The following is a 12,436-nucleotide window of genomic DNA, read 5'->3' on the forward strand; positions in this document are numbered from 1 at the left end:
GGACGACGGCGGGCCGGACGACGGCGGGCCGGACGACGGCGGGCCGGACGACGGCGGGCCGGACGACGGCGGGCCGGACGACGGCGGGCCGGACGACGGCGGGCCGGACGACGGCGGGCCGGACGACGGCGGGCCGGACGACAGCGGGCCGGACGACAGCGGGCCGGACGACAGCGGGCCGAACGACAGCGGGCCGGACGACAGCGGGCCGAACGACAGCGGGCCGAACGACAGCGGACCGAACGACAGCGGACCGAACGACAGCGGACCGGACGACAGCGGGCCGAACGACAGCGGGCCGAACGACAGCAGGCCGGACGACGAGGAGCCCGACGACGAGGGTCCCGGCGACGGGTCGTGTGCCGGCGAGGTCGGGCCGTCGCTGCCGGCACCTCGGTCGCCGGCCGAGCAGGGCGCCCTCGACCTGCTCGGCCTCCCCAGCCTCCCCAGCCTCTCCGACGTGCCGCTGCCGGCGCTCGAGCCCCAGGCGAGGGACGGGCGGCTACGCCACGGCACCGTCGAGGTCCGGCTCCGGCTGTCGACCGCGCTCGGCCTGGACCAGCATCCCGGCACCGTCCCCGGCTACGGCGCGGTCTCCGCGCTCGTGGCCCGCCAACTGATCGCCGCCCGCCACCACGGCGAGTGGCGCGTCGTGCTCGTCGACCCCGGCGGGCATCTGCACCACGTCCTGCTCGCCCGCCGCCGACCCGACCGACCACCCAGCCCCCGCGGCCGACATCGGGCGCGGGGGCGGGCACCGGGCGCGACCCGGACCGGCGCGATCGTCGAACTCCAGGTTCCGACGACACTGCTCGCCGCCCTCGACCCCACCGACCACCCCGGATGGGCGCCGTTGCTGGTCGAGCTCCAGCAACGCCTCACCCAGCTCACCGCCGACGGGACCCTCGGGCGCCCACCCGACGCCGATCACGGCCCGGACCAGTGGACCCGGCGCCGCGCCGGCGCCGAGACCGAACGCTGGATCCGGGCCCGCGACCGGGCCTGTGTCGCGCCCTGGTGCCGTAGCCGCGCGCACCGCGCCGAGATCGACCACACCCGCGAGCACGCCTACGGCGGGCCCTCGCTGTCGTGGAACCTCGGGACCTGGTGCACCCATGACCACCGCGCCAAACACCTCGCCGGCTGGCGGGTGCGCCAACCCCTGCCCGGCTGGTTCGTCATCCGCACCCGCGCCGGGGTCACCCACACCACCAGCCCGCCGCAGATCCTCCGACCACTGCCCGGACCCCGACCCGCCCCCGGACCCCGACCCCTGCCCCACGACGGCCGACCCGACACCGCACCCGGCGACGACGACCCCGACGAACCCGGCTGGCGCGAGAAGTTCGCCGCCGCGTTCGCCGCCAAGTTCGGCACCCGCCGCACCGCGCCGGCCGTGACACCGGCACCGGCATCGTCTTTCGACCCGGACGACCCGCCGCCCTTCTGAGACCGATCAGCTCTCGAGCGGGACGAGGTGCTCGGCGAACTCGTCGAGGAACCCAGGCCACGACGCCGGCGCCACGGCCGGGCGCACGACGAACTTCGTGATCCCCTCGTCCACGAACCGCCGCACCCGCTCGCGGGCGTCGTCCCAGCCGTCGGCGACGAGGTCGGGGGTGTCGAGGTCGGGGCGCCGGTGGGCCGAGGACGCCCGGGCGCGCTCCTTGTCCTCGTCCGAGGTGCCGGGCGGCAGGACGAGGAGGTTGGTGCCGTAGTGGTCCTCCTCGACCTCGCGGCCGGCCTCGTCGGCCGCGGCGGCGATCGTGGCGCGGGCGGCGCCGGCCTCGGCGGGGGTGACGAACGAGGCGAGCCAGCCGTCGGCGAGCCGCCCCACCCGGCGCAGCGCCGCCGGCACCAGCCCGCCGAGCCAGAGGTCGAGCGGGCGCTGCGGCCGCGGCTCGACGACGGCGTCGTCGAGGGTGAAGAACGCGCCGTGGAAGGTCACCGACTCCTCGGTGAGCAGGCGCCGCACCACCGTCAGGGCCTCCTCGAAGACCTCCGCCCGCGGGCCCGGCACGGGGTAGGCGGTGCGCTCCGCCGCCGTGGCGGGCCGCAGCCCGAACACCGGCAGGATGCGCTTCGGGGCGAGCGCCGCCAGCGAGGCGAGCTGCGCCGCGACGACCGCCGGGTTGCGCCCGGGCAGGACGATCACGCCGCTGCCGACCTTGAGCGACGACGTTCGCCCGACGGCCCAGCCCATCGCCACCAGCGGCTCGACGGCGGGCGCGGCGATGCGGTCGGGGAACCACACCGAGTCGATCCCGCGGGCCTCGCAGCCGTCGACGAGCTCCAGGGTCGCCGCCGCCGGATCGTGTCGCGACGGGCCGGCGCCGATCCCGATGCGGACCTTCATGGGGTCTGCCGTCACCGCACCATGACATCGCGGACGAGGCCGGCGCGCTCGGCGAACGCGTCGAAGAGCACCCAGCTCGCCGCCCGGGACTCCTCGGCGCGCTCGGCGGTCTCGGCGCGCAGCGCGTCCTGGTCGACGCCGACCTCTGGCAGCCGGGCCTCCAGCGGCGTGCCCGTCCAGCGGGCGATCCACGTCTCGAGCTCGGCGGGCGTGATCTCGGGGTGGAACTGCACCCCGAGGTGCGCGCCGAGCCGGAACGCCTGGGTGCAGCGCTCGGAGGTCGCGAGCACCTCGGCCTGCGGCGGCGGCGTGAACGTGTCGAAGTGGAACTCCATCCACGGACCCGGCGAGACGATCTCGGGCGCTGCCGTGGTGATCTCGCGCCAGCCGTTCTCGTGGCGGCCGTCGGCGGCGTGGGCCACCCCGCCGAGCACCCGAGCCAGCAGCTGCCCGCCGAAGCAGAACCCGAGCAGCGGCACGCCCGCGTCGACCGCCCCGTGCAGGTAGGCGATCTCGTCGGCGAGCCACGGCACGTCGTCGTCCCACGCGCCCTGTGCCGAGCCGAGCACGGCGACGGCGTCCAGCGTCTCCGGAGCGGGCAGCCCCTCCCCGGCGACGCCCGGCACGATCTCGACCCCGTGCTCGGCCGCCCAGCCCACCAGCGTCCCGGCCTGCACGAGCGCGGTCTCGAGGGAGACGTCGTGGCCGATCACCAGCATCCTCGGTGCACCCATGTCCGTTCCAACGCACGGCCCTCGCCGATGCGTCCCGCGGGCCGTGACACGCTCCGTGCGTGCCCCCGCGCAAGACCAAGCCCTGCGCCTTCTGCGCGGTGATCGCCGGCGACGGTCCGGCCGACGTCGTGCACGACGGCCCGTCGACGATGGCCTTCCTCGACACGTCCCCGGTGTTCCACGGGCACGTGCTCCTCGTCCCGCGCACCCACGTGACGACACTGGCCGACCTGCCGGCCGACGAGCTGCCCGGGTTCTTCGCGCTCGCCCAGCGCCTCGAGCGGGCGGTCGAGACGGCGATGGAGGCGCCCGGCTCGCTCATCATGATCAACAACGTGATCAGTCAGTCGGTGCCCCACCTGCACCTGCACGTCATCCCGCGGCGACCGAAGGACGGCCTGCGCTTCTTCCTCGGACCCCGCCACCCGTACGGCTCTCCGGACGAGTCGGCTGCGGTCGCCGGGCGTATCGCCGCTGCGCTGGACGCTACCTGAGAAGGCGTTCAGTCGAGCCCCTGGATGTGCGGCGAACGGAGTATGGCTCGCGACGAACGGCGGTTGTGCGCCCGTCGGTGGTCGGTGTGGCGCGCCGAGTGGTCGAACTCGCGACGTCCGATCGAGTGAGAGCGATCCCGCCGCTCCGTCCGAGATGTCATCCTCAGGGCAACGCACGCGGTGGGCTCCCGGGCACGCTCGGTCACCGCGCCCGCTCCCCGACGACGGAGGTGCTCGTGCCGGTCCTCATGTGGGTCGCTGTGCTGGTGGTCGGCTGGTGCGTCGCGTCGGTCGTCACCGCGCTGGCGCTGGGGACCTGGCTGCGGCGCCGCGCGGAGGCCACCGACCCCGAGGGCGCGCTGCGGCCCCTCGACACCGGCCCGCTACGGCTGTGGCTCGGCGACCTGCCCGAGGTCCCGGAGACCCCGGACGAGCTGGGTCGCCGGGCCGGCTGGGACACCGTGGTCGAGGGGCTGCCGGCGCAGCGTCAGCACGCCGGCGACCGGGCGACGAGCTCCCGCTAGACCTCGACGCCCACCGCGCGCCGCACCCCGCGCAGCGTCCGCGCGGCCTGCTCGCGGGCGATCTCCCCGCCGCGGGCGAGGATCGCGTCCAGCTCGCTGCCGGGCGCGACGAGCTCCTCGTAGCGGGCGCGCAGCGGACCCAGCTGGGTCTCGAGCACGTCGGCGAGCTGGTTCTTCAGGTCGCCCCAGCCCACGCCGCCGGCCTCGAGCCGCTTGCGGGTGTCGGCCACGACGTCCGGCTCGGCGAACTGCGCGAGGATCTGGAACACCGCCGACGAGTCCGGGTCCTTCGGGGCCTCGACCGGCGTCGAGTCCGTCGGGATGCGGCGGACCAGCTTCTTGAGCTTCGGCGCGGGCAGGAAGAGCGGGATGTAGTTGTCGTACGACTTGCTCATCTTGCGGCCGTCGAGCCCCGGCAGCGTGTGGCCGGTCGTCTCGGGCGGCACGACGGCCTCGGGGATGCGCAGGCGGTAGCCCTCGCCGTAGCGGTGGTTGAAGCTGCCCGCGACGTCGGCGGCGATCTCGACGTGCTGCAGCTGGTCGCGGCCCACCGGCACGAGGTCGGACTCCATGATCAGGATGTCCGCGGCCATGAGCACCGGGTACTCGTAGAGCCCCATGTTGACGCCGGCGTCCGGGTCCTCACCGGCGGCGACGTTGCGGTCGCGGGCCGCCTTGTAGGCGTGGGCGCGGTTCATGAGGCCCTTGCCGGTGACGCAGGAGAGGATCCACGTCAGCTCGAACGTCTCGGGCACGTCGGACTGCTTGTAGAAGACGGTGCGCTCGGTGTCGAGGCCGGCGGCGATCCACGTCGCGGCGACCGAGCGGGTCCAGGCCGCGATGTCGCCGGCCGCGGGCGTGCCCGTCAGCGCGTGCTGGTCGGCGATGAAGTACCGCGACTCGAACTCCGCCGTCCGCGCGAGCTCGAGCGCGGGCCGGATCGCGCCCACGAAGTTGCCCAGGTGCGGTTCGCCGCTGGGCTTGATCCCGGTCAAGGCGATCTTGCGTCGCTCCGTCTCCACCACATGCCGAGCCTATCCGCCGCGGTCCAGCGTCTTCTCTCGTCCGGCACACTGCCGCCGTGTCGAGTTTCCCCCGCCGCCAGGCCGCCACCCGCCGGTTCACCCTCGGCGCACCGCGGCGACCGACGGTCTCGCCGGACGGCGCCCGGGTCGTCCTGCTGCGCAGCCGCGCGGGCGACGACCCGGTCACCTGCCTGTGGCTGCTCGACGTCGCGAGCGGGGAGGAGCACCTGCTCGTCGACCCCCTCACGCTCGACGTCCCCGGCGAGGAGGACCTGCCGCCCGAGGAGCGCGCCCGCCGCGAGCGGGTGCGCGAGCAGTCCGGCGGGGTCGTCGAGTACGCCCTCGACGCGGCGGCCCGGCTCGCGGTGTTCGTGCTGTCCGGGCGCGCGTTCACCGTCGATCTCGTCCCCGGTGCGCAGCCCGCGCCGCTGCCGGTGGACGGCCCGGTCGTCGACCCGCGGCCCGACCCGACCGGCGCCCGCGTCGCGTTCGTCCGCGACGGCACCCTGCACGTCCACGAGCTGTCGACGGGCACGACGCACGTGCTCGCCGGTCCGGACGACGACGACGGGCCGGGCGTGACCTGGGGGCTCGCCGAGTTCGTCGCCGCCGAGGAGATGAACCGCTACCGCGGGTACTGGTGGTCGCCCGACGGCTCGCAGCTCGCCGTCGCCCGCGTCGACGACGCCCCGGTGACGCGCTGGTGGATCGCCGACCCGGCGCACCCCGACCGCACCCCTGTCGAGACCGCCTACCCGGCCGCCGGCACCGCGAACGCCGACGTGACGCTCTGGCTGGTCGACCTCGACGGCACCCGCGTCCCCGTCGACCTCGGCGAGGGCACCGAGTACCTCACCGCCGTCGCCTGGGACACCCACGACCTGCTGGTCACCGTGTCCTCGCGAGACCAGCGCCGGGTGGACCACCGCCGTACCGACCCGGACACCGGCGGGTCCGAGGTGCTGGTCAGCGACGTCGACGACGTGTGGGTCGACCTCGTCCCCGGCGTGCCCGCCCACCTCGGCGACGGCGCGCTGGTGCGCTGCGCCGACCGCGACGACACGCGCCGGCTGCTGGTCGGCGACGAGGTCGTCACCCCGCTGGGCCTGCAGGTGCGCTCGGTGGCCGACGTCGACGGCGACACCGTGCTGTTCACCGCGTCCGAACGACCCGAGGACGTGACCCTGTGGGCCTGGTCGCGCCACGGGGGAGCCTCGCGCCTCGGCCCGCAGTACGGGGTGTGGGCGGGACGGCGCGCGGGCGGGGTGACGGTGCTCGCCGGCGGCGACCTCGACAACGACGGCGTGCGCACCTGGGTGCTCCGCGGCGACGGTCGGACTGTCGGCGTGACCTCCCACGCGGAGTCCCCGGGGCTGCAGCCCGCGGTCCGACGGGTCGCGACCGACCGGGGCGGACCGTCGGTCGCCGTGGTGCTCCCGACCGGGCACGTGCCGGGCTCGCGCCGGCTCCCGGTCCTGCTCGACCCCTACGGCGGCCCGCACGCGCAGCGGGTCCTCGGGACGCGGGCGATGTTCCTGACCTCGCAGTGGTTCGCCGACCAGGGCTTCGCGGTCGTCGTCGCCGACGGCCGCGGTACGCCGGGCAAGGGGCCGGCGTACGAGCGGGCGGTGTGGGGCGACCTGGCCGGGCCGGTGCTCGACGACCAGGTCGCGGCCCTGCACGCCGCCGCGGAGCAGGTCGGCGACCTGGACCTGGACCGCGTCGGCATCCGCGGCTGGTCGTTCGGCGGCTACCTCGCGGCGCTCGCGGTGCTGCGCCGCCCCGACGTCTTCCACGCCGCGGTGGCGGGCGCGCCGGTGACCGACTGGCGCCTCTACGACACCCACTACACCGAGCGCTACCTCGGCCACCCCGACGCGTACCCGGAGGCGTACGCGCGCTCGTCGATCACCGAGGACCCGGGTGCACAGGCACCGGCCCGGCCGCTGATGCTCGTGCACGGCCTCGCCGACGACAACGTCGTCGCCGCCCACACCCTCCGGCTCTCGTCGTCCCTGCTCGCGGCGGGCCACCCGCACACCGTCCTGCCGCTCTCGGGCGTCACGCACATGACCCCGCAGGAGGTCGTCGCCGAGAACCTCCTGCTCCTGCAGGTGGCCTTCCTGCGCGACGCCCTGGGGTAGCTCGGCGGGGCCCGGGGTGTGCCAGCGATGCGGCTTCGCTGGCACTCAAGGCCAGGATCGCCACATCCTCGATCGCGCGACACGCCGGGCGCGTTTGCGATCGGGAAGAGTTCGACGGGTTCTCGCAAACCGCACCCACGCCGCCCGGCGCTCGCCGAAGCTGGCGCGGCGAGGGCGACCCGCGCCGAGTTCCCGAGACCCGGCCGGGCCCGCCCCGCCCCGGTCACGGCCGGGCCCGGCGGTGGAGGGCGAGGGATGGGTCGGTCGGTGCGGGGCGGGGGCGTGTGAGCGCCACGGAGCGGGTGGTCGACCGGTTCGGTCGGTCGGTGCCCGCGTCGCCCGTGGTGCGCCTGCGGGTCGACCGCACGCCCGGGCGCGTGCCGTTGCACGTCGACGGTGCCGCGGTCGCGATCGGGCGCGGCGTCGACCCCCATCGCGAGGGCCTGGCCTACGCCGCGAGCCGCGCGGCGCGGCTCGGGCGGCCGGTGCGCGTCGAGATGGCGAGCCCCTGGAGCACGTGGCCGCTCGTCGTCCATCCCGACGGCGAGGTCGACGACGGCCGGGCGCCACGCGCGTCCAGCGGCTGGGAGAAGCCGGCACGGCGCCGCTCGCGACGGGCTCCGGTGCTGGCCGGCGTCGCGGAGCGGCCCCGCCGCCGCCCGATCGGGCTCCTCGCCTTCACGGCCGCGGTGGCCGCGACGCTGATGGTCGGCGCCGTGGGCACGGGCGTCGTGACGGTGGCGGCCCCGGACGACACGGCGCCCGCCGAGTGCCGCGACGTCACCCTGTTCTCCGTCAACGGCAGCGGCGCGGGCGGCGGCGAGACCCTCGGCGCGCTCACCGACCCCCTGGTCCAGCGGGTCGGGCAGCGGCTCGCGGTCGTCGCGGTGCCCGGACCCGAGGTCGGTGCCGGCGAGCAGCAGGCCGTCACCGCGCTCACCGAGCAGGTCGGCACGCAGCTCGCCGGGTGCCCCGGCAGCCGGGTCATGCTGTTCGGCTACTCCCAGGGCGCGCAGGTCGCCGGTGACGCCGCCGCCCGCATCGGCGCTGGTCAGGAGGCCGGCGTCCCCGCCGACCGCGTCCTCGCCGTGGGCCTCTTCGGCGACCCCGCCCGCGACCCGGACGTCCGCACGGTCCCCGACGGGGTCACCGGCCGCGGCGTCCTGCCGGTGCGCCAGGGCGGGTTCGGCTCGCTCGCGTCGCGCACCATCCAGGTCTGCGCCCCCGACGACCCCGTGTGCGCCACTGCGCCGGGCGCCACGCCGCCCGCGCTCGAGGAGGCCGTCGCCTCCCCGGCCCACGCGGGGTACGACCAGCTCGAGGTCGCCCCGAACACCCCGGCCACGCGCTGGGCGTCCGAGTCCCTCGGCCGTCTGATCACCTCGCTCCCGGCGGCGTCCACCGGACCCGCCGCGAACCCCGCCGGCGCGCCCGCGACCTCGTCGGCGGCGCCGGAGACGGCGGCGCCGGGCGGGTCGGGGTACGAGACCGCCGCGCCGGACGGCGGCACCACCACCGGCGGCGCTGCCCCGGGGACGACGGCGCCCGGGACTGCCGCGCCGGAGGCGTCGGTGCCGGGTGGGTCGGAGTACGAGACGACGGCGCCGGACGGCGGCACCGCCGGCGGCGCTGCCCCGGCGACGACGACGCCCGGGACCGCCGCGCCGGAGGCATCGGTGCCGGGTGGGTCGGAGTACGAGACGACCGCGCCGGACGCATCCGGGTACGAGACGGCCGCGCCGGGTGGCGCCGCACCGCGCACGACGGCTCCCGAAAGGTCCGCCCCGGGCGGGTCGGAGCTCCCGGGCAGCACTCAGCTACCCGGCTCGGGCACGGGCACCGGCCAGAACCCGCCGGGCGGCGAGTACCCCGACGAGCCCGGCGCCTCGACCGGGACCGGGAGCACCGGCTCGGAGGACGAACCCGGAGCGGCGACACCACCGGGCAGCTCCGGCACCGGCGCGCCGGCGACCACGACCGCGCCCGGCTCCGGCGGCTCGACCGGGACCGGCGGCACCGGCTCCGGGTACGGGACGCGCGCGACGACACCACCGAACGGCGACGCCGACACCGAGTCGGGGTCGCAGCCACGCTCGACGACACCACCTTCCGGTGGGTCCGGAACGGGGTCGCAGCCACGCTCGACGACGCCGCCGGAGACGGGGTCGGGGACAGGGTCGGGTTCGCAGCCACGCTCGACGACGCCGCCGGACACGGGTGCGGGTTCGCAGCCACGCTCGACGACACCGCCGGACGCGAGCTCGGGCACCGGCTCCGGCTCCCGACCCCGCTCCACGACGCCGCCGACCGGCGACTCGGACACCGGCACCACCTGCACGCCCGGTGACACCGGGAGCGCCGGCGGCTCCGGGTCGCGGACGACGACCACAGCCCCGTCCACCGGCGGCAGCACCTACGGCATAGAGAATCCCAGCAGCCCCGCCTGCGCCGACGACACCAGCACCACGGTCCCGCGCACCAGCGCCGACGAGGACACCGGCACGAGCACCGGCACCACCTCCACCGGCCGCGACACCGGCGCCCTCTGGGCGCTGACGTCCGGGCTCACCGGCTTCCAGGACTCCACCGGCGGCAACGTCGAGGGCGGCGGGCGAAACCCCGAGGAGGTCGAGAGCCCGAACGTGCCCGGGCGCCAGGTGGTCAAGCTCGAGGTGCCCGGGGGCGCCAAGCGCTCCGAGGTGCGCCCGGAGGAGGCCCAGAACATCCGCGAGGGCCAGCGCCTGTACTTCGGCTACAGCGCCTTCCTCCCCGAAGACTTCCCGGTCGACACGCGGGACTGGCAGGTCATCTGGCAGCTCCACGACGGCGGCAGCAACACCTCGCCGCCGGTGGCGCTCGAGGTCGTCGAGGGTCGCCTCTGGCTGGCCAACGTCGGCGACCGCGTCCGCGACCTCGGCCCCGTCCGGGCCGGGCAGAACCTGGCGGTGCAGATGGACATCGCGTTCGAGATCGGCGGCGGCTCGGTCAGCGTGTACCGCGACGGCCAGCAGGTCCTGCAGGACTTCCGCCCACCGCGCGGCACGATGATCGACTCGTTCGACTACCTGAAGACCGGCATCTACCGACACACCGACGGCCCCGCCGAGCCGGCGACGCTCTTCCTCAACGACCTCAAGATCGGTGACTCCCTCGAGTCGGTGTCCGACCTGGCCGGCGCCGGGCAGGTCAGCGCCACCGCCGAGAACACGGGAGCGCCGCGTGGTCTGACCGGCGGCGGCACCGACGCCTCCAACACCGGCGGCGGCATCGGGACCAGCACGCGCGTCCGGCAACGCTGACGCAGGACCTGGTCCGACGAGGAACGTGAGCCGCCCGTGATGTCCGAAACCGTCCTCCCGAGCCGTCCGGGGTGTGCCCGACCGCCCTCATGGGCATCAGACCCTGGTCACACGGCGCGCCGATCTCGAGGAGTGGGACCGACACATGAGGGCGAGCGACCTGTTCCTGCGGTGTCTCGAGGCGGAAGGCGTCCAGTACGTCTTCGGGGTCCCGGGTGAGGAGAACGCCGACCTCCTCATGTCGATGCGCGAGTCGTCGGTGCGCTTCGTCCCCACCCACCACGAGGCGGGCGCGGCGTTCATGGCCGACGTCTACGGGCGGCTCACCGGCACGCCGGGCGTGTGCCTGTCGACGCTCGGGCCGGGCGCGGCGAACCTCGTCACCGGCGTCGCCAACGCGAACATGGACAACTCCCCGGTCGTGGCGATCACCGGGCAGGGCGCGACGACGCGCCTGCACAAGGAGTCGCACCAGGCGATGAACGTGGTCAACATGTTCTCGCCGATCACGAAGTGGACGACCTCGCTGCGCGACGAGTCGACGATCCCCGAGGTCCTGCGCAAGGCGTTCAAGCTGGCCGTGGCGGAGAAGCCGGGCGCGACGCACGTCGAGCTGCCCGAGGACATCGCCAAGCACGAGGTCGAGGCCGCGCCGATCGTGCCGCCGGAGAAGGTGCGCCGCCCGGTCCCCGACGAGAAGTCCATCGAGGCGGCCCTCGACCTCATCGCCCGCGCCGAGCGCCCGGTCCTGCTCGTGGGCCAGGGCTGCGTGCGCACGCGCGTCAGCCGCCAGCTGCAGCGCTTCGTCGAGTCCACCGGCATCTACGCCGGCATGACGTTCATGGGCAAGGGCGCGCTGTCCGACCGCCACGAGCGCAGCCTCTACGCCGTGGGCCTGGGCTCGCGCGACTACGTCACCGAGGTCTTCGAGGCCGCCGACCTCGTCATCGCCGTCGGCTACGACATGGTCGAGTGGCCGCCCGCGCGCTGGAACATCGGCCGCACCAAGCGCCTGCTGCACATCGACTTCGACCCGGCCGAGGTCGACGACGCCTACCGGCCCACCGTCGAGATCGTCGGCGACGTCGCGGCCGCCCTCTGGGCGATCAACGAGGGCCTCACCGAGGAGCACCACTACGAGGACGTCCACCTGCACCACCGGGTGCGCGAGTCGCTCACCGAGGAGATCACCGAGGCGGGCGCGTCGGCGGAGTCCGAGACCGGCGACTTCCCGATGAAGCCGCAGCGCATCCTCGCCGAGCTGCGCGCCGAGATGGACGACGAGGACATCCTCATCAGCGACGTCGGGGCCCACAAGATGTGGGTCGCGCGCCACTACCCGACGTACTCGCCGAACTCCTGCATCATCTCCAACGGCTTCTGCTCGATGGGGATCGCCGTCCCCGGCGGCGTCTCCGCCGCGCTGGTGGAGCCCGAGCGCCGCGTCGTGGCGCTCTCCGGCGACGGCGGCTTCATGATGAACATGGCCGAGCTCGCCACCGCCACGCGCCTGGGCGTCGCCCCGGTGAACGTGGTCTGGGAGGACAACGACTACGGCCTCATCTCCTGGAAGCAGGAGGTCGAGTTCGGGCACCACTTCGGCACCGAGTTCACGACGCCCGACCTGGTCGCGGTGTCCCAGGGCCTCGGCTGCCACGCCCGGCGCATCGAGTCGGCCGACGAGTTCCGCCCCGCCCTCAAGGAGGCGTTCGACCGGCGCGACAAGCCCTCGGTCATCGTGGTGCCCGTCGACTACCGCGAGAACGTCAAGCTGACGAAGCGTCTGGGGCAGCTGATCGCCCGATGAGCGCAGCGGGGTGTGACGCACCCCGCGATCCCCTGCTCGACGCGGCCCTGCAC

At 75.2% G+C, this 12,436-nt stretch carries 8 protein-coding genes and 1 pseudogene; 6 read left to right on the top strand and 3 right to left on the bottom strand.

The window, feature by feature from the left end; translation table 11 throughout:
* Positions 1 to 1,450, top strand: a pseudogene (locus tag EV188_RS16890) (HNH endonuclease signature motif containing protein); the annotation flags it as partial.
* 6 nt (positions 1,451 to 1,456) lie between these two features.
* Here EV188_RS16890 and EV188_RS16895 read toward each other — a convergent pair.
* Both EV188_RS16895 and EV188_RS16900 read right to left on the bottom strand, forming a co-directional pair.
* Entirely contained in the window at positions 1,457 to 2,371 is a 915-nt protein-coding gene (locus EV188_RS16895; RefSeq protein WP_243741762.1) for a TIGR03854 family LLM class F420-dependent oxidoreductase, read from the bottom strand.
* Positions 2,368 to 3,090 carry a type 1 glutamine amidotransferase gene (locus EV188_RS16900; RefSeq protein WP_133827433.1) on the bottom strand — a complete coding sequence of 241 codons (723 nt, stop codon included), beginning with the start codon at positions 3,088 to 3,090 and terminating at the stop codon, positions 2,368 to 2,370. Before EV188_RS16900 ends, EV188_RS16895 begins: the two co-directional genes overlap by 4 nt.
* 59 nt (positions 3,091 to 3,149) lie before the next feature.
* Here EV188_RS16900 and EV188_RS16905 point away from each other — a divergent pair, with 59 nt between their 5' ends.
* Together EV188_RS16905 and EV188_RS16910 are read left to right on the top strand one after the other, a co-directional pair.
* Positions 3,150 to 3,584 carry an HIT family protein gene (locus EV188_RS16905; protein ID WP_133827434.1) on the top strand — a complete coding sequence of 145 codons (435 nt, stop codon included), beginning with the start codon at positions 3,150 to 3,152 and terminating at the stop codon, positions 3,582 to 3,584.
* A 236-nt stretch (positions 3,585 to 3,820) separates the two neighbouring features.
* Positions 3,821 to 4,108, top strand: a complete 288-nt coding sequence (locus tag EV188_RS16910; protein ID WP_133827435.1) for a hypothetical protein — start codon at positions 3,821 to 3,823, stop codon at positions 4,106 to 4,108.
* Here EV188_RS16910 and EV188_RS16915 read toward each other — a convergent pair.
* Complete coding sequence (locus EV188_RS16915) at positions 4,105 to 5,130, bottom strand: tryptophan--tRNA ligase (RefSeq protein ID WP_133827436.1); 1,026 nt, start codon at positions 5,128 to 5,130, stop codon at positions 4,105 to 4,107. The genes EV188_RS16910 and EV188_RS16915 overlap by 4 nt on opposite strands.
* Before the next feature lie 59 nt (positions 5,131 to 5,189).
* Here EV188_RS16915 and EV188_RS16920 point away from each other — a divergent pair, with 59 nt between their 5' ends.
* From EV188_RS16920 to EV188_RS16930, 3 genes are all read left to right on the top strand, one after another.
* Positions 5,190 to 7,277 carry a S9 family peptidase gene (locus EV188_RS16920; RefSeq protein WP_133827437.1) on the top strand — a complete coding sequence of 696 codons (2,088 nt, stop codon included), beginning with the start codon at positions 5,190 to 5,192 and terminating at the stop codon, positions 7,275 to 7,277.
* Between the two features lie 284 nt (positions 7,278 to 7,561).
* Complete coding sequence (locus EV188_RS16925) at positions 7,562 to 10,576, top strand: heparin lyase I family protein (RefSeq protein ID WP_133827438.1); 3,015 nt, start codon at positions 7,562 to 7,564, stop codon at positions 10,574 to 10,576.
* Between the two features lie 145 nt (positions 10,577 to 10,721).
* The gene (locus EV188_RS16930) at positions 10,722 to 12,383 is read left to right on the top strand and encodes an acetolactate synthase large subunit (protein WP_133827439.1); all 1,662 of its coding nucleotides are present in this window, start codon (positions 10,722 to 10,724) and stop codon (positions 12,381 to 12,383) included.
* Positions 12,384 to 12,436 lie beyond the last annotated feature (53 nt).

The sequence above is a fragment of the Actinomycetospora succinea genome, assembly GCF_004363095.1.
Classification (GTDB): domain Bacteria; phylum Actinomycetota; class Actinomycetes; order Mycobacteriales; family Pseudonocardiaceae; genus Actinomycetospora; species Actinomycetospora succinea.

What these genes read in the sequence shown, in the direction of transcription:
- EV188_RS16900 (WP_133827433.1), bottom strand. Translation starts at nt 3,090, where the DNA reads ATGGGTGCACCGAGGATGCTGGTGATCGGCCACGACGTCTCCCTCGAG.
- EV188_RS16930 (WP_133827439.1), top strand. Translation starts at nt 10,722, where the DNA reads ATGAGGGCGAGCGACCTGTTCCTGCGGTGTCTCGAGGCGGAAGGCGTC.